The sequence below is a fragment of the Bradyrhizobium sp. 4 genome, assembly GCF_023100905.1.
Classification (GTDB): domain Bacteria; phylum Pseudomonadota; class Alphaproteobacteria; order Rhizobiales; family Xanthobacteraceae; genus Bradyrhizobium.
The window spans coordinates 1,857,011-1,881,625 of record NZ_CP064686.1 but is presented as its reverse complement, the minus strand read 5'-3'; the positions used below and the strand labels follow the sequence as shown (position 1 = coordinate 1,881,625).

Here is a 24,615-nt window from a genome sequence, read left to right as displayed (position 1 = left end):
TTGCCGCGATGCACAAGTGTTCCGGATCTCTCACCGCCTGGAAGCATTCTCATGAGCCGTTCGACCAAATTGTTTGAGACCCACAAGCTCGGCCCGATCACGCTGGCCAACCGCCTGGTGATGGCGCCGCTGACGCGCAACCGCGCCGCGCCCGGCACGTTCGTACCGAGTCCGCTTGCGGCGGACTATTACGGCCAGCGCGCTTCCGCGGGCCTTCTGATCACCGAAGCGAGCCAGGTCTCGCAGCAGGGCCAGGGCTACCAGGACACGCCCGGCATCTACTCCAAGGAGCAGGTTGCCGGCTGGCGCAAGGTCACCGATCAGGTGCACCAGCGCGGCGGCAAGATCTTCATCCAGCTCTGGCATGTCGGCCGCATCTCGCATGTCGACCTTCAGGCCAATGGCGCAGCCCCGGTGGCGCCGAGCGCAATCCGCGCCAAGGGCAAGACTTTCGTCAACGGCGGCTTCGCCGACGTCTCCGAGCCCCGTGCGCTCGAACTCTCCGAAATTCCAGGGATCATCGACGATTTCAAGCGCGCCACGAAGAACGCGCTCGAGGCCGGCTTCGACGGCGTCGAGATCCACGGCGCCAACGGCTATCTGCTCGAGCAGTTCGCCAAGGACGGCACCAACAAGCGGACCGACGCCTATGGCGGCTCGCTCGAGAACCGCGCGCGGCTGATGCTGGAAGTCTCCAAGGCTGTCGTCGCCGAGGCCGGCGCCGAGCGCACCGGCATCCGCATCTCGCCCGTGACGCCGGCCAACGACATTTCGGAGTCGAACCCGCAAGCCCTCTACAACCATATCGTCGACGGTCTCGCCGCGCTGAAGCTCGTCTATCTCCACGTCGTCGAAGGCGCCACCGGCGGTCCGCGCGACATCGCGCCATTCGACTATGCGGGCCTGCGCAAGCGCTTCCCCGGCGCCTACATCGCCAACAACGGCTATGATTTCGATCTCGCCACCAAGGTGCTGGACGCCAACGCGGCCGATCTCATCGCCTTCGGCAAGCCTTTCATCTCCAACCCCGATCTCGTCGAGCGGCTGAAGACGGGCGCGACGCTGAACGACTGGGACAAGAATACCTTCTACGGCGGCGGCGCGAAGGGATACACGGACTACCCGGCGCTGGCGGCCGAACCGGCGGAGTAAGGCGTCGTCGTCGCTCTATCCTCCGTCATTGCGAGGAGCGAAGCGACGAAGCAATCCAGACTACGTCCGTGGAAAGACTCTGGATTGCTTCGCTTCGCTCGCAATGACGGTGGAAGCAAAATCCACGACAATAAAAAGAAAAAAGGCCGGGATTGCTCCCGGCCTTTCGTCGTTATGTTGATGTGCCTTACTGCAGCGAAGCGCGCTTCGGGGGCTGGGCCGGCCACGACTTGATCAGGGTGTCGTAGTCGACCGTCTCGCCCTTCGGCTTCTCGTTGGCGAGCTTGCGCTGGGGAGCAATCGTGCCGTCCTTCTGGGCCTTGGCGAACCAGTACTCGGCCGTCTCCTTCTTGTGCAGCTTCGGACCGCAGGCGCCCTGCACGCCGGACTTCTCCAGACGCTCCATCACGGAGTCCTGAGCAGCGGCGAGCGAGTCCATCGCGGCTTGCGGCGTCTTCGCACCGGACGACGCATCGCCGATGTTCTGCCACCACAGCTGCGCCAGCTTCGGATAGTCGGGCACGTTGTTGCCGGTCGGGGTCCACTGCACGCGCGCGGGCGAGCGGTAGAACTCGATCAGGCCGCCGAGCTTCGGCGCACGCTCCGTGAACGACTTGTCCCAGATGTCGGATTCACGGATGAACGTGAGACCGACATGGCTCTTCTTCAGCGAAACCGTCTTGGAGACGATGAACTGGAGGTAGAGCCAGGCCGCCTTGCGGCGATCCGCCGGGGTCGACTTCAGCAGCGTCACCGAGCCGGCGTCCTGATAGCCGAGCTTCATGCCTTCCTTCCAGTACGAACCGTGCGGCGAGGGGGCCATACGCCACTTCGGCGTACCGTCCGCGTTCATCACGGCGATGCCCGGCTTCACCATGTCTGCGGTGAAGGCGGTGTACCAGAACATCTGCTGGGCGATGTTGCCCTGCGCCGGCACCGGACCCGACTCGGAGAAGGTCATGCCCTGCGCCTGCGGCGGAGCATACTTCTTCATCCACTCGAGGTACTTGGTGATCGAGTAGACCGCGGCCGGACCGTTGGTGTCGCCACCACGCTCGACCGAGGAGCCGACCGGACGGCAGCCTTCCATGCGGATGCCCCATTCGTCGACCGGCAGACCGTTCGGAATGCCCTTGTCGCCGTTACCGGCCATCGACAGCCAGGCGTCGGTGAAACGCCAGCCGAGCGACGGGTCCTTCTTGCCATAGTCCATATGGCCATAGACCTTGACGCCGTTGATCTCCTTGATGTCGTTGGTGAAGAACTCGGCGATGTCTTCATAGGCCGACCAGTTCACGGGCACGCCGAGCTCGTAGCCATACTTGGCCTTGAACTTGGCCTTGTAGTCGGCGTTGGTGAACCAGTCGTAGCGGAACCAGTAGAGGTTCGCGAACTGCTGGTCGGGCAGCTGATAGAGCTTGCCGTCCGGCGCCGTGCCGAATGACTTGCCGATGAAGTCGTTGACGTCGAGCATGGGGTCGGTGACGTCCTTGCCCTCGCCGGTCATGTAGTCCGACAGCGCGATGGTCTGGCCGTAGCGGAAATGCGTGCCGATCAGGTCGGAATCGTTGATCCAGCCGTCGTACACGTTCTTGCCGGACTGCATCTGGGTCTGCAGCTTCTCGACGACATCACCTTCCTGGATGATGTCGTGCTTGAGCTTGATGCCGGTGAGCTCGGAGAACGCCTTGGCCAGCGTCTGCGACTCGTATTCGTGGGTCGTGATGGTTTCGGAGACCACGTTGATCTCCATGCCCTTGAAGGGCTCGGCGGCCTTGGCGAACCACTCCAGCTCCTTCTTCTGGTCTTCCTTCGACAGCGTCGAGGGCTGGAATTCCGCGATCCACTTCTGGATCGCGGCGTCGTCGGCGGCGCGCACCGGCGCCGAGACGGCCAGCGACACCGCGACGATGGCGGCGACGCTGGACATCGTCAGAAAGCTATTCTTGGTCAATGGACGTTCCCTTCTCCTAAACTGCCGCATGTTAGTCCTCCGTTGCAGCGACAAACTTTTTACAGGCCCGGGCTGGTCCCGGATCTGGCCGTTCCTTCGCGGGCTAGACCGTGCGGAAAATGAGTACGGCCGTGGCCAGCGAAATTCCTGATGCGATCCAAAGCCGCGAAATTTCAAGTCCGTCCTCGCCGATCGGCAGCGTGGCGAGGGCGTCGGTGCCGGCGAAGGCGATCCACAGCAAGTGGATGACCGCTGCCGTGATGAGGGAGATGAACAGGCGGTCGCCGCGCGTGGTGGGGATGCGCAGCACGCCGACGCGCTCGGCTTCGGGATAGGCCACCCCAAGCCAAGTCATCACGGCGAGCGTGCAGGCGAGCGCAACAAAGAAGATTGCCGTCGGCGGCGTCCAGGCCATCCATGCAATAGCTTCCATGCTCTTACTCCTTGCGCATGATCTGGTCCGAAAACCGGTTTCCACTTTTCGGGATCATGCGCATCTCCTAGACCCGACCGAGCGCGAAACCGCTCGCGATGTAATTGCGGACGAACCAGATCACGAGTGCGCCCGGGATGATCGTCAGCACGCCGGCCGCAGCCAGCAGGCCCCAGTCCATGCCCGCGGCCGACACCGTGCGCGTCATGATCGCCGCGATCGGCTTGGCCGAGACCGAGGTCAGCGTGCGCGCGAGCAGCAGCTCGACCCAGGAGAACATGAAGCAGAAGAAGGCGGCGACGCCGATGCCGCTCGCAATCAACGGCACCAGGATCCTGATGAAGAAGCGCGGGAAGGAATAGCCGTCGAGGAAAGCGGTCTCGTCGATCTCGCGCGGCACGCCGGAGACGAAGCCTTCCAGGATCCACACCGCCAGCGGGACGTTGAAGATGCAGTGCGCGAGCGCGACCGCCCAGGGCGTATCGAACAGCCCGATCGCCGAATAGAGGTTGAAGAACGGCAGTGCATAAACCGCGGCCGGCGCCATGCGGTTCGACAGCAGCCAGAAGAACAGATGCTTGTCGCCGAGGAAGCGGTAGCGCGAAAACGCGTAGGCCGCCGGCAGCGCCACCGAGATCGAGATGATGGTGTTGAGGACGACATATTCCAGCGAGTTGATATAGCCGGAATACCAGCTCTCGTCGGTGAAGATGCGCTTGTAGTGCTGGAGCGTCGGGGCGTGCGGCCACAGCGTCATCGTCGAGACGATCTCGGCGTTGGTCTTGAAGCTCATGTTGACGAGCCAGTAGATCGGCAACAGCAGGAAGATCAAAAACAGCGTCATGATGAGACGACGGCCGGGGATCGAATGCATCACACGGCTCCTTCATGCGATTTCCGGTCGGCGCCGGCATTGGTCATGACGGTGTAGAAGATCCAGCAGACGATCAGGATGATGAGATTGTAGACCAGCGACAGCGCGGCGGCCTTGCCGAGGTCGAACTGGCCGAGCGCGATCTTGACCAGCTCGATCGACACGAAGGTCGTCGAGTTGCCGGGCCCGCCGCCCGTCACCACGAACGGCTCGGTGTAGATCATGAAACTGTCCATGAAGCGCAGCAGCACCGCGATCAGCAGCACGCGGTTCATCTTCGGCAGCTGGATCGCCTTGAACACCGCCCAGCGCGAGGCGCCGTCGATCTGCGCCGCCTGGTAATAGGCTTCGGGAATCGACTTCAGGCCGGCGTAGCAGAGCAGCGCGACCAGGCTGGTCCAGTGCCAGACGTCCATCACGATGACGGTGACCCAGGCGTCGATGTCGTTGGAGACGTAATTGTAGTCGATGCCGATGGCATTGAGGACATAACCGAGCAGGCCGATGTCGGGCCGGCCGAAGATCTGCCAGATCGTGCCGACCACGTTCCACGGGATCAGCAACGGCAGCGCGAGGATGACGAGGCAGGCTGCAACCGTCCAGCCCTGGCGCGGCATCGACAGCGCGACGACGATGCCGAGCGGCACCTCGATCGCGAGGATCACCAGCGAGAAGAACAGATTGCGGCCGAGCGAAGCCAGGAAGCGGCCGCCGAGGTCGGTCGAAGGATCGAGCAACTCCTTGAACCAGCCGACACCGTTCCAGAAGAACTGGTTGTTGCCGAAGGTGTCCTGCATCGAATAGTTCACCACCGTCATCAGCGGCAGCACTGCCGAGAAGGCGACGACCAGGAACACCGGCAGCACCAGGAACCAGGCTTTTTGGTTGACGGTCTTGTCCATCAGGCGGCTCCCTCCACCAGAAGGCTGTCGGCATAGACGTGGACGTGCGACGGATCGAATTTCAGGCCGGCCGTGCCGTCCGGGCTGGTGAAGCCGGCCGGTGCGCGGGCCGCGAGTTTTGCATCACCGAGCCGCGCACGCGCGAAGCGAATGCGGCCGAGGTCGTCGACGCGTTCGATCTTCGCACTGAGCAGGCCGGGCGCAGGCGCGACGGCCTCAACGAATTCCGGACGGACGCCGATCTCGATCTTCGCGCCATCGGGCAGCTTGTCGTAGCTGCGGTTGAGCGCGATCACGTGACCGCCGATCCTGGCCTCACGGCCCCTCACCTCGGCCGGCAGAATGTTCATGCCGGGCGAGCCGATGAAATAGCCGACGAAGGTGTGCGCCGGCTTGTCGAACAGCTCGGCCGGCGTGCCGCTCTGCACCACGCGGCCGTCATGCATGACCACCACGGTGTCGGCGAAGGTCAGCGCCTCGGTCTGGTCGTGGGTGACGTAGATCATCGTCAGGTCGAGCTCGCGATGCAGCGCCTTCAGCTTGGAGCGGAGCTGCCATTTCAGTTCGGGGTCGATCACGGTGAGCGGCTCGTCGAACAGCACGGCGGCGACGTCGGAGCGGACGAGGCCGCGGCCGAGCGAGATCTTCTGCTTGGCATCGGCCGTGAGCCGCGTCGCCTTGCGGTTCAGATAGGGCTCGAGGTCGAGCAGGCGGCCGATCTCGGCGACGCGCTTGTCGATCTCGGCCTTCGGCACGCCGCGGTTCTTCAGAGGGAACGCCAAATTCTGCCCCACAGTCATGGTGTCGTAGATCACCGGAAACTGGAACACCTGGGCGATGTTGCGCTTCTGGGTTGACAGCGGTGTGATGTCCTCGCCGTCGAACAGGATTTTGCCTCGCGACGGCGTGATAATGCCGGAGATGACGTTGAGCAGCGTGGTCTTGCCGCAGCCGGACGGCCCAAGAAGCGCATAGGCTCCGCCCTGCCGCCAAGTCATGGTGACGGGCTTCAGCGCAAAACTGTCCTGCGGCGCATCATTGCCGCCGTAGGAGTGCGCGAGATCGACGAGGTCAATGCGGGCCATGTCGCATCCCCCTCAGGCTTTTTTCTTTGACGCGTTTTCTTCACGCGAACCGCTCGGCACTTCGCTTGAAAACGCTATGGGACCGGGTGCCGCGACCAGCCGGTCGCCAGCGTCGAACACGAAAACGTCGTTGGGATCGAGCACGGCATCAATGGTCTGGCCGGGCTCGAACTCGTGCACGCCGTGCAGCACCGCCACCCAATTCGATCCGTCGCGGGTCAGATGCACGAAACTCTCCGAACCGGTGATCTCTGTCACCGTTACCGTGGCATGGAAGGCGTGGCGGTCAGTCTCGCCATTGGCAAGTGCGAGCTGATGGGCGCGAAATCCGACGCGATAGGCGCCGTCCGCGAGCGAGGCATAGAGACCGGACGCCGGCGCGGCAATGCCGCCCGCATATTGCACGGAACCGTTCTTCTTCTCGATGCCGACGAGGTTGAGCGGCGGATCGGAGAACACCTGCGCGACGCGCAAGGTCTGCGGGCGGCGGTAGACCTTCGGCGTCTCGCCGATCTGGAGCGCCTCTCCCTGCCACATGCACACCGTGTTGCCGCCAAGCAGCAGCGCCTCGGTCGGCTCGGTGGTGGCATAGACGAAGATCGCGCCGGATGCCTCGAAGATGCGCGGCAGCTCGGTGCGTAGCTCCTCGCGCAGCTTGTAGTCGAGATTGGCGAGCGGCTCGTCGAGCAGCACGAGGTCGGCGCCCTTCACCAGCGCGCGCGCCATCGCAGTTCGCTGCTGCTGGCCGCCGGAAAGCTGGAGCGGCGTGCGCTTCAGGAACGGCTCGAGCCTGAGCAGCCGGGCGGCTTCCGCGACGCGCGCCTCGATCTCGGCGCGCGGCTTGCCCTGCACGCGCAAAGGCGAGGCGATGTTCTCGTAGACCGTGAGCGAAGGATAATTGATGAACTGCTGATAGACCATGGCGACCGAGCGCTGGCGCACGTCGACACCGGTGACGTCCTTGCCATTGACCAGCAGCTTGCCCGATGTCGGCTTGTCCAGGCCTGCGAGCAGCCGCATGATCGAGGTCTTGCCCGACAGCGTCGGCCCGAGCAGCACGTTGAGCGTGCCGCTCTCGAGCGTCAGCGAGACGTCGCGGATGTGCGGGATCCCGTCGACAGTCCGGGTCACGTGATCGAGTGTCACGGTCATGAGCGTCCTCCCGCTTCCAGCAGGGGACTTTGCTGCACGGCGTGGGTCCTGATCCAGTCGTCGAGCGCCGCGATCTCGTCGGCACTTAGTCGCAGGCCGAGCTTGGAACGGCGCCAGACGATATCTTCGGCGGTGACGGCCCATTCGTTGGCCATGAGATAGCGAACCTCGCGCTCGGTCAGCGTCGCACCGAACGCCTGGCCGAGATCGGCCACCGATTTCGCATCCCCAAGCAGCTTGGTCGCCCTCGTGCCGTAGGCGCGCGCGAGGCGCCGCGCATGCTCGTGGCTGAGGAAGGGATAGCCGCGCTGGAGCTCGGCGATCAGGCCGTCGACATCGGACACGCCCATGTCGCCGCCGGGCAGCGGCCATTTGCCGGTCCAGCCTTCGCGCGCTTTCGCACTGCGAAGATAGGGCGCGAGCCGCTCCAGCGCCTCCTCCGCGAGACGGCGGTAGGTCGTGATCTTGCCGCCATAGATCGACAGCAGCGGCACGCCGCCGGGCGTGTCGAGCTCGAACACATAGTCGCGCGTCGCGGCCTTGGCTTCGCTGGCGCCGTCGTCGTAGAGCGGACGCACGCCGGAATAGGTCCAGACCACGTCATCGGGCGTGACGGGCTTGGCCAGATATTCGCTTGCCGCCGTGCAGAGATACTGGATCTCCTCGGCCGTCGCCTTCACCTTGGCCGGATCGCCGTCATAGTCGCGATCGGTGGTGCCGATCAGCGTGAAATCGTCCTGATAGGGAATGACGAAGATGATGCGGCCGTCGGCATTCTGGAACATGTAGGCGCGGTCGTGGTCGTAGAGCTTCTTGACCACGATGTGCGAGCCCTGCACCAGGCGCACCTTGGCTCTGGCGTTGACGCCGGCGCCGCGGCCGAGCACATCCTCGACCCAGGGACCGCCGGCATTGACCAGCGCACGGGCCTGGATCGACGAACGCGCGCCGGTCAGCGTGTCGATCATGCTGACGGTCCAGATGCCGTCGGACTGTTTGATATCCGTTGCGCGCGTACGGGTACGGATCTCGGCGCCCTTATCGGCGGCATCGCGCGCGTTGAGCACGACGAGGCGGGCGTCGTCGACGAAGCAGTCGGAATATTCGAATGCGCGACCGTAGCGGTTCGGGATCAGCGGGCGGCCGACCTCGTCACGCCCAAGGTCGACCGAGCGCGTCGCCGGCAACAAATGACGGCCGCCGATGTGGTCATAGAGGAAGAGGCCGAGGCGCAGCAGCCAGGCCGGCCGCAGGCCCGCATGGTGCGGCAAAACGAAACGCAGGGGGCGAATGATATGGGGCGCGATGCCCCAGAGAATCTCGCGCTCGATCAGCGCCTCGCGGACCAGCCGGAACTCGTAATATTCGAGATAGCGCAGGCCGCCATGCACCAGCTTGGTCGACCAGGACGACGTCCCGCTCGCCAGATCGTTCATTTCGCACAGGAAAACCGTGTTGCCACGGCCCACCGCGTCGCGCGCGATGCCGCAGCCGTTAACACCGCCTCCGATAATGGCGAGGTCGAAAATACGCTCCAACAGACGCATCCCCCGGCGACCGCCCGTTCAATCGAGCGGTTACTTTCGCTTTTGATTAGATCATACCGGAAAACGAAAGCAAGATGAAAGAGAGGAGGAAGGAAATGAAAGCGGAACTTCTAAGCGGGCACATGGACGTGGAAATGGTCAGTTCAAGAGAGCATTCGAACAGCATTATTGCTCTTGAATAGTCGTCGAAGGCCATTATTAGTTACGATAGTCATATTGGTCATTATCGGCATGACAGATAACAGCACTGCACCAGAGTCACCTGCGACCGACTCGTGGACGCTTGCCAACGCCAAGGCCCGGCTATCCGAGGTGATCGACCGTGCTCAAGCCGGCCCGCAAATCATCACCCGACACGGCAAGCCCAATGCGGTGATCGTTTCTGCCGAGGAATGGGCGCGCAAGACGGCACGTAAAGGTACCTTGGCCGAATTCCTGCTGGCTTCGCCGCTGCGCAGCGCCGACCTCGAGCTTGAACGCGTGCACGACGCGCCGCACGACGAGCTGCCGTGAATCTACTGCTCGACACCAACGTGTTGTCGGAGGTCCAGAGGCCGGCCCCTTCGCCGAAAGTCCTGTCATGGCTTGATACGATCGACGAGGATCGTGCGTTCATCAGCGTGGCATCGATCGCCGAGCTTCGCCGCGGCATCGCATTGCTGGAGGACGGCCGTCGGCGCGCAGCACTGGCCGCCTGGCTTGCCCACGATCTGCCGGAGCGTTTTGCCGGGCGTACCCTGTCGATCGACCACGCGGTGGCCGAACGCTGGGGTGACCTGATGGCTCAGAGCCGCAGAAGCGGCGTCGCATTGTCTGTCATGGACGGCTTCTTTGCCGCGACCGCTCTCGCGAACAACCTCATGCTCGTCACGCGCAATGTGACGGATTTCGCGGTGTTCGGCGTCCCGCTGCTGAACCCGTGGGACAACCCATAGTCCTACCTCAGCCGCACCACCGGCCCGGCCTCGGGCGCTTCTTGTATCTCGCCTTGGGCCTCATCGACATCGGCCCCCTTCGGCATCGCCGCCATCACCTCGATGCCCTTGCCGTGGCAGATGGTGGCGAGGCGCTCGGGCAATTCCTGGTCGGTGACGAAGGTCTGGATCTGGCTGATATGTGCGATGCGCACCGGCGCGCTGCGGCGGAGCTTGGTCGAGTCCGCGACCAGCATGACGCTGCGGGCGTTGGCGATGATGGCCTGCGCCACCTGCACCTCGCGATAGTCGAAGTCGAGCAGCGCGCCCTCCTCGTCGATCGCGGACGCCCCGATGATGGCGTAGTCGACCTTGAACTGGCCGATCAGCTGCGTCGCGGTCGAGCCGACCACCGCACCGTCGGCGCGTCGTACCGTGCCGCCGGCGACCACCACCTCGATGCGGGGATGACGATAGAGCAGCATGGCGACGTTCAGATTGTTGGTGATGACGAGGAGGTCCTCGTGGGAGGTCAGCGCGCTCGCGACCTCCTCGGTCGTGGTGCCGATGTTGATGAAGAGCGAGCAGCCGTTCGGGATCAGGGAGGCGGCCGCAGCTCCAATCGCCTTCTTCTCGTCCGCGGCGACGAAGCGCCGCGCCTCATAGGCGAGGTTTTCGACGCCGGAGGCGATGATGGCGCCGCCATGGATACGGGTCAGTGAGCGGCGCTCGCAGAGATCGTTGAGATCCTTGCGGATGGTCTGCGCCGAAACCTCGAACCGGCGCGCCAGCTCATCGACCATGACGCGGCCCGAGGCCCGCGCGATGTTGAGGATTTCGGCTTGGCGATGGGTCAGTCCGGTCACGGCGATGGCCTCAAGTCAGGAAGCTGCATGGTGCGGCGGTTCGCGCGTTCGGTCAATGCGCGCGCCGATCACGGTTAACGGACGAAGGTCTTCACCACGCCATCGCAGCGGCGAGACGCGTCAGCAGGTCCGGATCGTCGAAGGCGCTGGCGGAGGCGATAGCCCCGGCGGCGACGAGATCAGCATGGCTGAGGCTGGTCCGGATGCCGATGGTCGGAATGCCGGCCGCCGCAGCCGACTGCACGCCGGTGCGGGAGTCCTCGAACCCGATCGAGGCCATCGCGCTGGCGCCGGCAAAGCGCAACCCTTCCTGATAAGGCAGCGGATGCGGCTTGCCGTAGGGCAGCTCGGCGCCGATCACGAGCGCCTTGAAGCGGTCCGTGATGCCGAGGCCGGACAGCAGCAGCTCCGCATTCAGCCGCGGGGCGTTGGTCACCGCAACCATGGGAATACCGGCCGCATCCGCCCTGTCGAGCAGCGCCATCAGGCCCGGCAGCGGTTCGATCTGCCCGGCGACGAGTTCGCGGAAGACTTCCTCCTTCTCATCGAGGATCAAGGCACGCCGTTCCGGCGCCTCATCGGGCAGAAAGCGTTCGCCGATCGCTACATTCGCGAAGCCTTGCAGCTCCCTGGAGAAGCGCGCGTGATCGAAGACATGGCCGCGAGGGCCGAGCACCTGGTTGAAGGCCTTCAGGTGCAGCGGATCGGTGTTGGCGAGCGTACCGTCGATGTCGAACAGCAACGCCCTGCCGATAGCCTCGATCATGTCCGTACTTTCCCGAATAGATGACGCATCAATACGAAAGCCGTATCAATACAGCGCCAATCGCGCAATGACGCACGTGCATGACCACTACGCGACACTCGACAAAGTCGCGCGCGGCTGCAACACTCCGTGCAAGATCAAGAAGGAGGAAACAATGACGATCAACCGACGCGATCTGGCTCTCTCGACTCTTGCCGTCCCAGCTCTTGCCGTCTCGACGCTTGCAGTTTCAGCGCTCACGACACCGGTGCTGGCGGCCTCGGCGGACGAGGAAGCCGTAGCGAAGAAGGTCGAGGCGTTCCGTCTCGCCCAGATCGCGGCCGATCCCAAGGCGCTCGGCGCACTCTGCGCCGACGAGGTGAGCTACAGCCATTCCAGCGGCAAGGTCGAGGACAAGGCGACCTTCGTCGCCAACGCTACCGACGGCAAATCCAAATTCCTGTCGATCGAATACAAGGAGCCGACCATCAAGGTCGTCGGCCCCGCTGCGATCGTGCGTTTCCACTGGGTGGCGGAACAGGAGATGGCGGCCGATGGGAAAAAAGTGCCGACCAACCTTCACATCCTGATGAACTGGCAGAAGCAGGGCGACGACTGGAAGCTGCTCTCGCGGGCAGCAACGAAGTTGTGATTGCGGCTTATCCCTCTCCCCTTGTGGGAGAGGGTGGCTCGCCGCAGAGCGGCGAGACGGGTGAGGGGTATGCTTCCGCGAGCGCATCTCTCACAATTGAATTCGGCGAAACAACCCCTCATCCGGCGCCAGAGCCGAAGCCTCGCTTCGGCGTCTTCTTAAGAACGACCGCTGGAGGCGGCCTACGCCACCTTCTCCAACAAGGGAAGGAAAGTGCAGGAGCACCAGGGACTGCAAAAAATTCCGACCACGCTTTGCGCGTCAGAAATCGCTCCGCCTGGCGCAATGCAGCGTATTGCGACCTGATGCTCGACAAAATCAAGTGCGGCTGCAACAGTGGACGCAAGATCAAGGACGAAGGATATGACGACATTGAATCGCGATCATGCTGCCACGACAGACCACGAGGCGGTGGCAAAGAACGTCGAGGCATTTCGCCTCGCCCAGATCGCGGCCGATCCGAAGGCGCTCAGCGCGCTGTGCTCGGACGATCTGAGCTACAGCCATTCCAGCGGCTTCCTTGAGGACAAGGCGGCCTTCGTCGCCAACGCCACCGACGGCAAAACGGAATTCCTGTCGATTACGTACAAGGATCCGACCATCAAGATCGTCGGCCCCGCCGCGATCGTTCGCTTCCACTGGCTGGCCGAGATGATGACCGGCGGACAGAAAGTAACAAACAGCCTTTACATCCTGATGAACTGGCAGAAGCAGGGCGACGACTGGAAGCTGTTGTCGCGGGCAGCAACGAAGTTGTGATTGCGGCTTATCCCTCTCCCCTTGTAGGAGAGGGTGGCTCGCCGCAGAGCGGCGAGACGGGTGAGGGGTATGCTTCCGCGAGCGCACCTCTCACAATTGAATTCGGCGAAACAATCCCTCATCCGGCGCTTCGCGCCACCTCCTCCCACAAGGGGAGAAGGAAGGACAGTTGTCGGCAAAAGATTCCGACCACGCTTAGCGCGCCCCGAAATGACAGGCGGAAAATTATGCCGCTTCCTTCACATCACCGTTAACCAGCTTGCGCGCGGCGCGCTCGGCTTCGCGGGCGTTGCGGAAGAGCTGGCCTTCGAGACGATTGAAGCGGTTGGATGAGGCGAAAAAGCAGTAGCCTCCCTGGGAACGAACGACGATACCTGCGGTCTGCGAATCGACTTCGATGATGTAGCTGTCCGGCATGGTCCGTGGATTCCTCAGTGCGGGCAAATAACGGCAGTTCTGCCCAAAGGTTCCTGGGCATTTTGACGCCGTTTCCACCCCGGATCGACACGCGATGGAGTAAGCCGGGACCTCATCCGTTTTATGACTGGTTCTTGGCAAAGCCGCGGCGCCGTGACTCAGTCGCGCCGCGTTTGGTGGCGCCGCACCTGAGATGAGGCGCAACGCCGCGCGCGATTACGTCGCGATTGGTGGATCGTTTCTCTGGATTGTTTGCGGACGGCCGTCATCGTCGATCGAGACGTAAGTGAAATTGCCGTCGGTCACCAGGATCGGCTGGAGCTCCCTGCGTCGCAGAGCCCAGGCTTCGAGATGCACGGTCATCGAGGTGCGGCCGACGCGAACCAGATTGGCATAGACCGAAACGAGGTCGCCGACATAGACGGCCTTGCGAAAATTCATCGCCTCGATGGCGACGGTCACCGTGCGCGACTTTGCGACCTTTGACGCAAACACGCCGCCGCCGACGTCCATCTGGCTGAGCAGCCAGCCGCCGAAGATGTCGCCGTTTGCGTTGGTGTCGGCAGGCATTGCCAGCGTGCGGATGCAGAGATCGCCGCCCGGCCCGGCATTGGCTTGCTCGTTCATGCCGCTCTCACTTGAAGATTCCTCACTTGAGGATTGCTCACTTGAAACTGCTCACGTGAAATTGTCCCAGCCCGGATCCGGCGCAAAGCGCTCGCCGAATCTCCCGGCCAGTGCGCGCAAGGTGGATACGACATGATCCACGCCACGCGTGCGCGCATAGTTCAACGGACCGCCACGGAACGGTGCATAACCGGTGCCGAAGATCATGGCGCCATCCACCATGTCGGCATCATCGACGATCCCCTCGCGAAGCGCCGCAACGCAGACGTTGGACATCGGCAGCACCAGACGGTCGATCATCTGGTCGGTGACGCGCGGACCAGTCTCGGGCAACGGCGCCTTCTCGGCCTTGCCGTCGCGCCAGACGTAAAAGCCCTTGCCGGTCTTGCGGCCGAGCTCGCCCTTGGCGACCTTCTCGCGCAGCCACGCCGGCGTCGGCGGCAGCAGATCGCCGAACTTGCTGCGCAGCATGTCGCCGACGTCGAGACAAATGTCGAGCCCGACCTGGTCGGCCAGTTCGATCGGCCCCATCGGCATGCCGAACTGCTCCGCGGCGGCGTCGATCAGGCGCTGGTCGATCTTCTCGTCCAGCATCACCATCGCTTCCAGCATGTAGGGCGTCAGCGCGCGGTTGACGAGGAAGCCCGGCGAGCTCTTCACCGACAACGGCAGCCGATCGATCACGCCGACGAAAGCAAGTGCCTCCTTCAGCACCTGCGTATCGTTACCGCCATGGCTGACGACTTCCACCAGCTGCAACCGCGACACCGGATTGAAGAAGTGGAGGCCGACCAGCCGCTCCGGCCGCGCCAGCGTGGTGCGCAAATCCTGGAGCGGAATGCTCGACGTGTTGGTCGCGAGAATCGCGCCCGGCTTCATCCGCGGCTCGAGCCCGGCATAGACCTTCTGCTTCAGCTCGAGCTTCTCCGGGACCGCCTCGATGATAAGATCCGCGTTGCGGACGCTCTCCCCATCCATGTCGGGGATCAGGCGATCGAGCGCGTCGCGCACCTCGGTCGGCTTGCGGATGATCTTGCCGTAGAGCTCGGCGGCGCGCTTGACTGCACCCGCGATCGGCTCTGCCTTCATGTCGGCGAGCGAGACGCGCAGCCCCTGCCCCGCGCACCAGGCCGCGATGTCGCCACCCATGGCGCCAGCGCCGATGACGTGGACATGCTTGATCGTGTTGCCGGAGCCTGCCGCCTTCTTCATCTGCTCGCGCAGGAAGAACACGCGGATCAAATTCTGCGCGGTCGGCGTCACCATCAACTTGGCGAACGAGGCCTGCTCTGCCCTGAGCATCGCGGCCTTGCTGCCGCCATGGGTCTCCCAGAGATCGATCAAGGCATAGGGTGCTGGATAATGCTCGCGGGACGCGGCCTTCGCCGCCTCCAATCGCATCCGCCTGGCCATCAGCCCGCGCACCGGGCCGAAATTGGCCGCACGCGTCAGAAAGCCCGGCCGCGCCCGCTTGAGGCGGCCGAACAGCGCATCCTTGACGGCATTGCGAACGTGGCGCTCCTGCGTCACGGTGTCGACGAGGCCGAGCGATTTGGCGCGGCGGGCATCGATGGTGCGGCCGGTCAGCATCAGGGCCATCGATTGGGTCGGATTGACCAGCGCGGTGAAACGCGCGGTGCCGCCGAGCCCGGGATGCAGGCCCAGCATCACCTCCGGGAAGCCGAAGCGCGCGCCGTCGATGGCGATGCGCGATTGGCAGGCGAGCGCGACTTCGAGCCCGCCGCCGAGGCAGAAGCCGTGGATCACCGCGACTGTCGGCAGCTTCAGCGCTTCCAGATGGTCGACCACCGCGTGGGCGGCGCGGATCCGCGTCTCCACCATCCCGGCATCATCGGCACCGCGAAATTCGTTGACGTCGGCGCCCGCGATGAAGCCGGACGGTTTTGCGGAGCGGATCACGAGGCCGGCCGGACGCTCGGTCTCAATTGCCGCCAACACGGAGTCGAACTCCTCCATCACGTCCGGGGACAGCGTATTGGCGCTGGAGTCAGTGCGATCGAACAGCAGCCAGGCGACGCCGTCGGCGTCGCGCGTCAGCTTGAAGTGCTTGTAGGGACTATCGGCAGCGGGCCTGGGCCCGAGCTCCAGCACGCGGTCGCCGAGCGCGGTCATGATCTTGGAATCCATGTCACACCGCCTCGATCAGCATGGCGCCGCCGAGCCCGCCGCCGATGCATTCGGTGGCAACGCCGCGCCGCGTGCCGAGCCGCTTCATCGTGTTGACGAGGTGCAGCACGATGCGGTTTCCGGAGGTGCCGACGGGATGCCCGAGCGAGATAGCGCCGCCATCGACATTGAGTTTTTCGCGGTCGATCTCGCCGGCAGCGCCATCGAGCCCCAAAATCTCGCGGCAGAATTTGTCGTCATTCCAGGCGGCGAGGCAGCCGAGCACTTGGGTGGCAAACGCCTCATTGAGCTCCCAGGTCTGGACGTCCTGAATGGTGAGATCGTTGCGCTTCAGCAGCGGCGTCGCCGACATCACGGGACCGAGACCCATGATGCTTGGATCAAGTGCGGCCCAGTTGCTGTCGACGATGACCGCCTTCGGCGTCAGCCTGTGCTTGGCGACTGCTTCGTCGGACGCCAGGATCACCCAGGACGCGCCGTCGGTGATCTGCGAGGAATTGCCGGCCGTGACCTGGCCCCAGGGACGCTCGAACACCGGCCTCAGCTTGGCAAGCTTCTCGGCCGTCGAGTCCGGCCGCACGCCATCATCATGGTCGAAGAATTTTCCGTCGCGGGAGAACGCGGTTTCGACTTCGCCCTTGAGAAAACCTTCCGCCTGCGCATGCGCGAGCCGGCGATGGCTCTCGGCGGCATAGGCATCGGACTGCGCGCGGGTGATGCCGAAGAGATGGCCGACGACTTCGGCCGTCTGGCCCATGTTCAAATCGGTAATGGGATCGGTCAGCCCGCGTTCCAGGCCGATGATCGGCTTGAGATAGCGCGGCCGCAGCTTGAAGGCTGCGGCAAGCTTCGCGGCGACGCCCTTGGCGGTGGCGAGGCCGGCAAACCAGCGCACGCCCGAATTGGGCCAGACCAGCGGCGCGTGGCTCAAAGCCTCGGTGCCGCCGGCGAGGATCATGTCGGCATGGCCCTCGCGGATGTAGCGGTAGGCGGTGTCGATCGACTGCATGCCGGATCCGCAATTGATCTGCACGGTGAACGCGACCATGTCCTCACCCATGCCGAGTCGGAGCGCGGCGACGCGGGCCGGGTTCATTTCGTCCGCGATCACGTTGACGCAGCCGAGGATGACCTGGTCGAATGTATCGGGCGAAAACGGCTGGCGCGCCAGCAGCGGCCGGCCGCATTGCACGGCGAGATCGACCGGCGTGAACGGACCGGGCCCCGAACGCGCTTTGAGAAACGGCGTCCGGCTGCCGTCGACGATGAAAACCGGTCGTGCCATCAGCTCGCCGCCCTCTGTTCACCGAGTTCCTGGAAGAACTGATGCACGTCGCCGGTTTTCTTGTAAATCGGCGACAGCGCCTCCGGCGCAAAATCGTCGACCTCTATCACCTTTGCGACCGCTTCGCGGGCCGTAGCCAGCTGCTCGCCCTCGGCTTGCGTGATCACGCCCTTGGCCACCGCATCCTTCCAGTCGCTCATATGAGCCGCGCGCATGCGCCTGGCGATGGCGTCCGTGCCTGCGACCAGGTTGAAAGCGCGCTCCAGCCGGGCGAAGCCGCCATCGTCATCGACATAAGCGAGGTCGGGCGTGAGGCGGTCGCGCGCGGCCGACGGCTCCAGCACGAGGCTTGCGCATTGATGCACCACTCGGTCGGAGGGACCCAGCACGCGGGCGCCGAACGGCTGGACCACGAATTTGAGAATGCTTGCGACGAAACGGTTCGGCAGATTGGCGAGAATCTCGGCAAGCCGGTTCTCGATGGTCCGAAAGCCCGTCGCCATGCACCATTCGAGCGCTGCAAAATCATCCTTCTGCCGCCCCTCGTCCTGCCAGCGTTTCAGCGCGGCAGAGAGCAGATACAGCTCGGACAGGATGTCGCCGAAACGCGCCGACAGCATCTCCTTGCGCTTGAGCGCGCCGCCGAGCGTCAGCAGCGCCATATCGGCACAGAGGGCAAACGCCGCGGAGTAGCGCGAGAGCTGACGATAGAATGGCCTGGCGTCACCGGCGTCGGGTGCAAGCGCGAAGACACCAAAGCTCCAGCTCCGGCCGAACGCGCGCAACAGTGTCTCGAAGCTGTGGCCGACATGCTTCCAGAACGCCTTGTCGAAGGCGGCGAGCCCACGCTCGCGATCGGTATCCGCGAGCGCATTCATCTCGTCGAGCAGATAAGGATGGGCGCGGATGGCGCCTTGCCCGAACACGATGAGATTGCGGGTGAGGATATTGGCGCCCTCGACGGTGATGCCGACAGGGACGGCGCGGTGGAGATTGCCGAGATAGTTTTGCGGGCCGTCGATCACGGCCTTGCCGCCATGGATGTCCATGGCGTCGTCGACCGCGGTGCGCATCCGCTCGGTCGCGTGCAGCTTCATGATGCCCGAGATGACGGCGGGATGGATCCCGGCATTCAGTGCCGCGCAGGTCAGCCGTCGCGCCGCATCGAGCTGATAAGCGGTCGCGACGATGCGCGCGAGCGGCTCCTCGACACCCTCGAATTTGGAGATGGAGATACCGAACTGCTCGCGGATGCGGGCATAGGCGCCGGTGGTGCGGGCGGCATAGGCGGCGCCGGCGGCGGAGAGCGACGGCAACGAGATTCCGCGGCCGGCGGCGAGCGCCGTCATCAGCATCTTCCAGCCCTGCCCCAGCCGCGCCTGGCCGCCGATGACGTAGTCGAGCGGAATGAAAACGTCGCGGCCCCAATTCGGGCCGTTCTGGAACACCTGCATCGACGGCAGATGGCGTTTGCCGATTTCGACGCCGGGAAGGTTGGTCGGGATCAGCGCCACGCTGATGCCGAGCTCTTCCTGGCTCCCCACAAGATGATCGGGGTCATAGGCCTTGAAGGCGAGGCCAAGCAGCGTCGCGACGGGACCGAGCGTGATGTAGCGCTTGTGCCAGTTGAGCTTCAGACCCAGCACCTCCTGGCCCTCGAAGCTGCCCTTGCAGATGATGCCGGTGTCGACCATCGAGGCGGCATCGGAGCCGGCCTCAGGGCTGGTGAGGCCGAAGCAGGGAATGTCGCGACCATCGGCAAGACGCGGCAGCCAGCGCTCCTGCTGCTCCTTCGTGCCGAAGTGCATCAGGAGCTCGCCGGGGCCTAACGAGTTCGGCACCATCACCGTCACCGCGGCGGCGATCGAGCGGGTCGAGATCTTGCGAACCACTTCCGAATGCGCATAGGGCGAGAAGCCGAGGCCGCCGAACTCCTTCGGAATGATCATGCCGAAGAATTTTTCGCGTTTGATGAAGTGCCAGACATCGGGCGGCAGGTCGCGCCATTCCCAAAAGATCTTCCACTCGTCGAGCATGGCGCAAAGCTCGTCGACGGGGCCGTTGAGGAAGGCCCGCTCCTCGTCGGTCAGCGTTGCCTGCGGGACCTTGAGCAGCTTCGACCAATCAGGGTTGCCGGTGAAGAGATCAGCGTCCCACCAGACGTCGCCGGCCTCCAGCGCCTCGCGCTCGGTGTCCGACATCGCCGGCAGCACGCCGCGCGCCCAGGAGAAAATCGGCTTTGTCAAAGTGTCGCGGCGGAAGCTCATGGCGGACCTCATGCATCGGCGCGGTGATCGGGCATTTTAGCGGAAAGTGGCCGGCGGCGGTGAACACTTCGCCTGCGAAAAGACGCGAATTGACGCGGCCGGGCAGCCGCCCACAGCCATAACGGCCGAGGCGTGGTGGCAGTTCCGGGAGGCGAGCGCTGTGAAAAGCGGTCACCCGGATGGAGCGAAGCGCAATCCGGGCTACGAGAGCGACCAGATCAGTCCGGCCGGACCATCTCGAACATGTTTTCCGGCTTGATCTCGAAATAATCCCCGCTGCGGCCGGCCCGGACGATCGGGCGGGCGGCGGCGGTCTGGTAGACGCCATCCTTGATCATGGCCTTGTCGATGTGGACAGCGACGACCTCGCCGAGCGTCAGCCAGGCATTGGCTTCCTTGCCGTCGGCGCCCTTGAGCCGGACGATGTCGGACACCTTGCATTCGAAGGCGACCGGACTTTCGCCGACGCGCGGCACGTTGACGAGCCTGCCGGGCACGGCGGTGAGGCCGGCGACCTCGAACTCGTCGACTTCAGGGCCGACGTGGGCCGCAGTCGCGTTCATGTGCCTGGCCAAGTCCATGGTGGCGAGATTCCAGACGAACTCACCTGTCTGCTGGATGTTCTCGACCGTGTCCTTCCAGTTTGTGGAGGAGAAGCCGATGATCGGGGGGACATAGCAGAACGCATTGAAGAAGCTGTACGGCGCGAGGTTGACATGGCCGTTGGTGTCGCGCGACGAGATCCAGCCGATCGGCCGCGGCGCGACGATGGCGTTGAAGGGATCGTGCTTGAGGCCGTGGCCCTTGGCGGGCTCGTAGAAGTGCAGGTCTTTGTCGGTCACGCGCTTTTTCCTTCTCGTCTTTGCGAGCGCAGCGAACCAATCCAGAATCCCTCCGCAGAGACAGTCTGGATTGCTTCGCTACGCTCGCAATGACGGAGTTTGTTGATCCGTCCTTGCCAGCCACCAACCGTCATTCCGGGTCGGCCTGCTTATAGGAGGAAATTCGCCGCCCCGTCAGTGCCGCGGGGACAATCCCGCGATGACGAAATCGATCATCTGGTCGATGGTCGGGCCCGGCTTGGTGGCACACTGGGCGATCATCTGGGGGTGGAAAAAGCGCATCATCGCGGTGCAGGCGCAGAGCGCGGCCAGTTGCAGGTCCGGAGCCTCGAACTCGCCGGAGGCCACGCCTTGCGCGATCATCTGGCCGATGACCCCGGCAATGCACTCCATGTGGTTGACGCATACGTCCCAGTCCTCCTGCATCGCGATCTCGACCATCTCGTGCAGCTTATTGTCGCCGACATAGCGCTCGGTGTTCATGCGATTGATGGTGGTGAGCAGTTCGCGGAAGCGCGGCAGTACCGGACCGGGCCTCGCCACGATCCGCTGCGCTTCGAGCTCGACCTCGCCCATCAGCGAGCGGGCCACCGCCTGATGAATCGCCTTCTTCGATTCGAAAAAGCGATAAACGTTGGCGGGGCTCATCTTGAGCTCCTTGGCGATGTCCCCGACCGTGGTCTTGAGATAACCGATCTGGCGGAACAGCCGCTCGGCCACCTCAAGAATACGATCCCGGGTGTCACCTTCGATATGTTCCGAAACCAGTGTCATCTGTCAGGACTCGTCAATCAGCAGTTCATCTTCACTTATTCAGCCGCCTCAGCAAGCGAAATTGCGTTCTGGTCATCGCTCCCATGCTGCGGCGCGGCAGGCTGCTCGGGCGTACCCGCCTCATCCAGGCTCTTGCGGAACCAGAGGGCGTAGAGGCCCGGCAGGTACAGCAGCGTCAGGAAGGTCGCGACGAACAATCCGCCCATGATGGTGATCGCCATCGGCCCCCAGAACGCCGAGCGCGACAGCGGGATCATAGCGAGGATGGCGGCGAGCGCCGTCAGCACCACCGGACGGGCGCGCCGGACGGTGGCCTCCACGATGGCCTCGCGGCGGGTCAGGCCGTGCGAGACGTCGGTCTCGATCTGGTCCACCAGGATGACCGCGTTGCGCATGATCATGCCGGCGAGCGCGATCAGGCCGAGCAGCGCCACGAAGCCGAACGGGGCGTTGGCGATGTTGAGTCCGAACGAGGCGCCGACAATGCCGAGCGGCGCGGTCAGGAACACCAGGATCAGGCGCGAGAAGCTCTGCAGCTGGAACATCAGCAGCGTCAGCATCACCATGACCATCAGCGGGAAGAGAATGAAGATCGAGGCGTTGCCCTTGGCGGATTCCTCGAACGCGCCGCCCGCCTCGATGCGGTAGGCCGGCTCGAGATTGTCCTTGATCGCCTTCAGCTTCGGCGCGATCTGGCCGGTGACGTCGGGCGCCTGCACGCCGTCGACGACGTCAGAACGCACGGTAATCGCCATGTCGCGGTTACGCCGCCACATGATCGGCTCCTCGTGGGCATACTCGATCTTGGCGATCTGTTGCAGCGGCACGGCCACGCCGTTGCGCGAGGTGATGGTGAGATCGCCGACTGCACCGAGGTCGAGCCGCTCGGACGAGACGGCGCGCGCGACCACACCGACCTTCTCGATGCCGTCGCGCACGGTGGTCACCTGTGAGCCCGAGATCAGCATCGACAGCGCCTGCGACACGTCCTGCGGGGTCAGGCCCATGGCGCGGGCGCGATCCTGGTCGACGACGAGCTTGAGGTAAGGCGACTGCTCGTTCCAGTCGAGCTGGACGTCCTTGACGCTCTTGTTCTGCCGCATGACGTCGCGGACCTGGTAGGCGATCTCGCGCACCTTGTTGGCGTCGGGGCCGATCACGCGAAACTGCACGGGAAAACCAACGGGGGGACCGAAATTGAAACGATCGACGCGCACGCGGGCCTCGTTGAGCGCGCCGTCGGCAACGGCGTTTTCAAGCTTGGCCTTGATGCGCTCGCGCGCCTCGACGCCCTTTGCGACGATGACGATTTCGGCAAAAGCCTCATTCGGAAGCTGCGGATTGAGGCCGAGCCAGAAGCGCGGCGAGCCCTGCCCGACATAGGCCGTGTAGGTCTCGATGTCCTTGTCGTCCTTGAGCATGGTCTCGGCCTTCTTCACCGCCTTTTCCGTGACGTTGAAGGCGGTGCCCTCGGGCAGGCGAAGCTGGAGGAACAGCTCGGGGCGCTCGGACAGCGGGAAGAACTGCTGCTGGACGTGGCCGAAGCCGACGATCGAGGCGATGAAGACGCCGACGGTCGCAGCCACCACGGTGATGCGGTGATTGACGCACCATTGCACGATGGCGCGCAGGCCCCGATACATGCGGGTCTCGTAGACCGCGTGCGGATCGTGATTGTGGTGCACCTTGATGTTGGGCAGCAGCATGACGCCGATATAGGGCGTGAAGATCACCGCCACGAACCAGGACGCGACCAGCGCGATCGCCACGATCCAGAAGATGCTGCCGGCATATTCGCCGACCGCGGAATTGGCAAAGCCGATGGGGAGGAAGCCAGCGGCCGTGACCAGCGTTCCCGTGAGCATCGGAAACGCAGTGGATTCCCAGGCAAAGGACGCCGCACGCATGCGGTCCCAGCCCTGCTCCATCTTCACCACCATCATCTCGACCGCGATGATGGCGTCATCCACCAGCAGGCCGAGCGCGATGATCAGCGCACCCAGCGTGATGCGGTGCAGATCGAGCGACATCGTGTTCATGACGACGAAGACGATGCCGAGCACCAGCGGCACCGACAGCGCGACCACAATGCCGGTGCGCCAGCCGAGCGCCAGGAACGACACGAACAGCACGATGACGAGGGCTTCCATGAAGGAGTGCACGAATTCGCTGACGGCGTGCTCGACCACCTTGGGCTGGTCGGCGATCAGCTTGATGTCGACGCCCTGCGGCACCGCCTTCATGAATTCAGCCGTCGCCTTCTCGACCTCCTTGCCGAGATCGAGGATGTTGGCGCCCTTGGCGGTGACGACGCCGATGCCGATCGCGGCCTTGCCTTCCTGGCGCACGATGAAGCTCGGCGGGTCGACGTAACCATGGGTGACGGTGGCGATGTCGCCGAGGCGGAACACGCGGCCGTTGCTCTCGACCGGGGTTTCGGCGACGGCCTTGGCGCCGTCGAGCGCTCCGGTGACGCGCAGCGGCACGCGTTGAGAAGAGGTCTCGACCGTGCCGGCCGGCGTCACGTTGTTCTGCTTGGCGAGCGAATCGAACAGCGCCTGCGGCGTGATGCCGAGAGTGGCGAGCTTGGCATGGCTGAACTCGACGAAGATGCGCTCATCCTGGTTGCCGTAGACGTCGACCTTGGTCACGCCCGGCACCTTCAGGAGTCGCTGACGGAAACCCTCCGAGACCTTCTTGAGCTGGGCGTAGTCGGCGCCGTCGCCGGTCATCATGTAGAGGATGGAATCGACGTCGGAGAATTCGTCGTTGACGACGGGCCCCAAAATCCCCGAGGGCAGCTGGCCCTGTACGTCGGCCAGCTTCTTGCGCAGCAGATAAAAAAGATACGGCACGTCCTTCGGCGGCGTGGAGTCGCGGAAGGTGACCTGGAGCGCGGTAAAGCCGGGCTTGGAATAGGTCTGCACCTTCTCGAAGTAAGGCAGCTCCTGGATCTTCTTCTCGATGGGATCGGCGACCTGCGCCTGCATTTCCTGCGCGGTCGCGCCCGGCCAGAGCACGGAGACGTTGACCACCTTGACCGTGAAGAACGGATCCTCGGCACGGCCGAGCTTCTGATAGGAGAAGAATCCGGCGACGCCGAGAATGAGCATCAGGAACAGGATCAGCGTCGGATGGCTGACGGCCCAGGCCGAAAGATTGAAGCGCTTCATCGCACTCTCCAAAGATGATCCGGTTGCAAAAAAACGACAGCCACCCT

Annotated in this window: 22 protein-coding genes; 5 read left to right on the top strand and 17 right to left on the bottom strand. The window is 63.9% G+C overall.

Annotation, left to right across the window (positions count from 1 at the left end; translation table 11 throughout):
- The first annotated feature begins 51 nt into the window (after nucleotides 1-51).
- Entirely contained in the window at nucleotides 52-1,152 is a 1,101-nt protein-coding gene (locus tag IVB45_RS08590; protein WP_247357054.1) for an alkene reductase, read from the top strand.
- Between the two features lie 187 nt (nucleotides 1,153-1,339).
- Here the strand turns inward: IVB45_RS08590 and IVB45_RS08585 are convergent, their stop codons facing one another.
- The 7 genes from IVB45_RS08585 to glpD form a co-directional block, all read right to left on the bottom strand.
- The gene (locus IVB45_RS08585) at nucleotides 1,340-3,082 is read right to left on the bottom strand and encodes an ABC transporter substrate-binding protein (RefSeq protein ID WP_035962951.1); all 1,743 of its coding nucleotides are present in this window, start codon (nucleotides 3,080-3,082) and stop codon (nucleotides 1,340-1,342) included.
- Between the two features lie 127 nt (nucleotides 3,083-3,209).
- A complete protein-coding gene (locus IVB45_RS08580; protein ID WP_027568539.1) occupies nucleotides 3,210-3,539 on the bottom strand; it encodes a DUF2160 domain-containing protein in 330 nt (109 codons plus the stop codon).
- A 67-nt stretch (nucleotides 3,540-3,606) separates the two neighbouring features.
- Nucleotides 3,607-4,413, bottom strand: a complete 807-nt coding sequence (locus IVB45_RS08575; protein ID WP_247357055.1) for a carbohydrate ABC transporter permease — start codon at nucleotides 4,411-4,413, stop codon at nucleotides 3,607-3,609.
- Complete coding sequence (locus IVB45_RS08570) at nucleotides 4,413-5,315, bottom strand: sugar ABC transporter permease (protein ID WP_007595151.1); 903 nt, start codon at nucleotides 5,313-5,315, stop codon at nucleotides 4,413-4,415. The genes IVB45_RS08575 and IVB45_RS08570 overlap by 1 nt, the downstream gene beginning before the upstream one ends.
- Nucleotides 5,315-6,400, bottom strand: a complete 1,086-nt coding sequence (locus IVB45_RS08565) for an ABC transporter ATP-binding protein (RefSeq protein ID WP_027568538.1) — start codon at nucleotides 6,398-6,400, stop codon at nucleotides 5,315-5,317. The genes IVB45_RS08570 and IVB45_RS08565 overlap by 1 nt, the downstream gene beginning before the upstream one ends.
- A 12-nt stretch (nucleotides 6,401-6,412) precedes the next feature.
- On the bottom strand, nucleotides 6,413-7,552 hold the full coding sequence (locus IVB45_RS08560; RefSeq protein WP_247357056.1) for an ABC transporter ATP-binding protein: 1,140 nt from the start codon (nucleotides 7,550-7,552) through the stop codon (nucleotides 6,413-6,415).
- Nucleotides 7,549-9,099, bottom strand: coding sequence for a glycerol-3-phosphate dehydrogenase (gene glpD / locus IVB45_RS08555; protein WP_247357057.1), 1,551 nt, complete (start codon nucleotides 9,097-9,099; stop codon nucleotides 7,549-7,551). Before glpD ends, IVB45_RS08560 begins: the two co-directional genes overlap by 4 nt.
- 231 nt (nucleotides 9,100-9,330) lie before the next feature.
- Between glpD and IVB45_RS08550 the strand changes: the two genes are divergently transcribed.
- Entirely contained in the window at nucleotides 9,331-9,612 is a 282-nt protein-coding gene (locus IVB45_RS08550; protein WP_247357256.1) for a type II toxin-antitoxin system Phd/YefM family antitoxin, read from the top strand.
- A complete protein-coding gene (locus IVB45_RS08545; RefSeq protein ID WP_247357058.1) occupies nucleotides 9,609-10,034 on the top strand; it encodes a type II toxin-antitoxin system VapC family toxin in 426 nt (141 codons plus the stop codon). Before IVB45_RS08550 ends, IVB45_RS08545 begins: the two co-directional genes overlap by 4 nt.
- Before the next feature lie 2 nt (nucleotides 10,035-10,036).
- Here the strand turns inward: IVB45_RS08545 and IVB45_RS08540 are convergent, their stop codons facing one another.
- Together IVB45_RS08540 and IVB45_RS08535 are read right to left on the bottom strand one after the other, a co-directional pair.
- On the bottom strand, nucleotides 10,037-10,879 hold the full coding sequence (locus tag IVB45_RS08540; RefSeq protein ID WP_247357059.1) for a DeoR/GlpR family DNA-binding transcription regulator: 843 nt from the start codon (nucleotides 10,877-10,879) through the stop codon (nucleotides 10,037-10,039).
- A gap of 91 nt (nucleotides 10,880-10,970) precedes the next feature.
- On the bottom strand, nucleotides 10,971-11,645 hold the full coding sequence (locus tag IVB45_RS08535; RefSeq protein WP_247357060.1) for an HAD-IA family hydrolase: 675 nt from the start codon (nucleotides 11,643-11,645) through the stop codon (nucleotides 10,971-10,973).
- Nucleotides 11,646-11,799: 154 nt separating this feature from the next.
- Here IVB45_RS08535 and IVB45_RS08530 point away from each other — a divergent pair, with 154 nt between their 5' ends.
- Together IVB45_RS08530 and IVB45_RS08525 are read left to right on the top strand one after the other, a co-directional pair.
- On the top strand, nucleotides 11,800-12,276 hold the full coding sequence (locus IVB45_RS08530) for a nuclear transport factor 2 family protein (protein WP_247357061.1): 477 nt from the start codon (nucleotides 11,800-11,802) through the stop codon (nucleotides 12,274-12,276).
- Between the two features lie 363 nt (nucleotides 12,277-12,639).
- A complete protein-coding gene (locus tag IVB45_RS08525) occupies nucleotides 12,640-13,035 on the top strand; it encodes a nuclear transport factor 2 family protein (protein WP_027568530.1) in 396 nt (131 codons plus the stop codon).
- 225 nt (nucleotides 13,036-13,260) lie between these two features.
- Here IVB45_RS08525 and IVB45_RS08520 read toward each other — a convergent pair whose 3' ends face one another.
- The 8 genes from IVB45_RS08520 to IVB45_RS08485 all read right to left on the bottom strand — a co-directional run bounded on the left by IVB45_RS08520 (nucleotide 13,261) and on the right by IVB45_RS08485 (nucleotide 24,568).
- Nucleotides 13,261-13,452, bottom strand: coding sequence for a hypothetical protein (locus IVB45_RS08520; RefSeq protein WP_007595173.1), 192 nt, complete (start codon nucleotides 13,450-13,452; stop codon nucleotides 13,261-13,263).
- Nucleotides 13,453-13,668: 216 nt separating this feature from the next.
- Entirely contained in the window at nucleotides 13,669-14,079 is a 411-nt protein-coding gene (locus IVB45_RS08515) for an acyl-CoA thioesterase (protein WP_247357062.1), read from the bottom strand.
- A gap of 51 nt (nucleotides 14,080-14,130) precedes the next feature.
- Complete coding sequence (locus tag IVB45_RS08510) at nucleotides 14,131-16,227, bottom strand: 3-hydroxyacyl-CoA dehydrogenase NAD-binding domain-containing protein (RefSeq protein WP_247357063.1); 2,097 nt, start codon at nucleotides 16,225-16,227, stop codon at nucleotides 14,131-14,133.
- A gap of 1 nt (nucleotide 16,228) precedes the next feature.
- Entirely contained in the window at nucleotides 16,229-17,512 is a 1,284-nt protein-coding gene (locus IVB45_RS08505; RefSeq protein WP_027568527.1) for an acetyl-CoA C-acetyltransferase, read from the bottom strand.
- Nucleotides 17,512-19,779: an acyl-CoA dehydrogenase gene (locus IVB45_RS08500; protein ID WP_247357064.1), complete on the bottom strand. Its 2,268-nt coding sequence runs from the start codon at nucleotides 19,777-19,779 to the stop codon at nucleotides 17,512-17,514. The genes IVB45_RS08505 and IVB45_RS08500 overlap by 1 nt, the downstream gene beginning before the upstream one ends.
- A 218-nt stretch (nucleotides 19,780-19,997) precedes the next feature.
- Nucleotides 19,998-20,621: a flavin reductase family protein gene (locus IVB45_RS08495; protein WP_247357065.1), complete on the bottom strand. Its 624-nt coding sequence runs from the start codon at nucleotides 20,619-20,621 to the stop codon at nucleotides 19,998-20,000.
- Between the two features lie 174 nt (nucleotides 20,622-20,795).
- On the bottom strand, nucleotides 20,796-21,395 hold the full coding sequence (locus IVB45_RS08490; RefSeq protein WP_247291342.1) for a TetR family transcriptional regulator: 600 nt from the start codon (nucleotides 21,393-21,395) through the stop codon (nucleotides 20,796-20,798).
- A 35-nt stretch (nucleotides 21,396-21,430) separates the two neighbouring features.
- Nucleotides 21,431-24,568 carry an efflux RND transporter permease subunit gene (locus IVB45_RS08485; RefSeq protein WP_247357066.1) on the bottom strand — a complete coding sequence of 1,046 codons (3,138 nt, stop codon included), beginning with the start codon at nucleotides 24,566-24,568 and terminating at the stop codon, nucleotides 21,431-21,433.
- Nucleotides 24,569-24,615: the final 47 nt, after the last annotated feature.

Bases quoted from the DNA above. Each gene is read 5' to 3' on its own strand.
- IVB45_RS08590 (WP_247357054.1), top strand. From the start codon at position 52: ATGAGCCGTTCGACCAAATTGTTTGAGACCCACAAGCTCGGCCCGATC.
- IVB45_RS08585 (WP_035962951.1), bottom strand. From the start codon at position 3,082: ATGTCCAGCGTCGCCGCCATCGTCGCGGTGTCGCTGGCCGTCTCGGCG.
- IVB45_RS08580 (WP_027568539.1), bottom strand. From the start codon at position 3,539: ATGGAAGCTATTGCATGGATGGCCTGGACGCCGCCGACGGCAATCTTC.
- IVB45_RS08575 (WP_247357055.1), bottom strand. From the start codon at position 4,413: ATGCATTCGATCCCCGGCCGTCGTCTCATCATGACGCTGTTTTTGATC.
- IVB45_RS08570 (WP_007595151.1), bottom strand. From the start codon at position 5,315: ATGGACAAGACCGTCAACCAAAAAGCCTGGTTCCTGGTGCTGCCGGTG.
- IVB45_RS08565 (WP_027568538.1), bottom strand. From the start codon at position 6,400: ATGGCCCGCATTGACCTCGTCGATCTCGCGCACTCCTACGGCGGCAAT.
- IVB45_RS08560 (WP_247357056.1), bottom strand. From the start codon at position 7,552: ATGACCGTGACACTCGATCACGTGACCCGGACTGTCGACGGGATCCCG.
- glpD (WP_247357057.1), bottom strand. From the start codon at position 9,099: ATGCGTCTGTTGGAGCGTATTTTCGACCTCGCCATTATCGGAGGCGGT.
- IVB45_RS08550 (WP_247357256.1), top strand. From the start codon at position 9,331: ATGACAGATAACAGCACTGCACCAGAGTCACCTGCGACCGACTCGTGG.
- IVB45_RS08535 (WP_247357060.1), bottom strand. From the start codon at position 11,645: ATGATCGAGGCTATCGGCAGGGCGTTGCTGTTCGACATCGACGGTACG.
- IVB45_RS08530 (WP_247357061.1), top strand. From the start codon at position 11,800: ATGACGATCAACCGACGCGATCTGGCTCTCTCGACTCTTGCCGTCCCA.
- IVB45_RS08525 (WP_027568530.1), top strand. From the start codon at position 12,640: ATGACGACATTGAATCGCGATCATGCTGCCACGACAGACCACGAGGCG.
- IVB45_RS08520 (WP_007595173.1), bottom strand. From the start codon at position 13,452: ATGCCGGACAGCTACATCATCGAAGTCGATTCGCAGACCGCAGGTATC.
- IVB45_RS08515 (WP_247357062.1), bottom strand. From the start codon at position 14,079: ATGAACGAGCAAGCCAATGCCGGGCCGGGCGGCGATCTCTGCATCCGC.
- IVB45_RS08510 (WP_247357063.1), bottom strand. From the start codon at position 16,227: ATGGATTCCAAGATCATGACCGCGCTCGGCGACCGCGTGCTGGAGCTC.
- IVB45_RS08505 (WP_027568527.1), bottom strand. From the start codon at position 17,512: ATGGCACGACCGGTTTTCATCGTCGACGGCAGCCGGACGCCGTTTCTC.
- IVB45_RS08500 (WP_247357064.1), bottom strand. From the start codon at position 19,779: ATGAGCTTCCGCCGCGACACTTTGACAAAGCCGATTTTCTCCTGGGCG.
- IVB45_RS08490 (WP_247291342.1), bottom strand. From the start codon at position 21,395: ATGACACTGGTTTCGGAACATATCGAAGGTGACACCCGGGATCGTATT.
- IVB45_RS08485 (WP_247357066.1), bottom strand. From the start codon at position 24,568: ATGAAGCGCTTCAATCTTTCGGCCTGGGCCGTCAGCCATCCGACGCTG.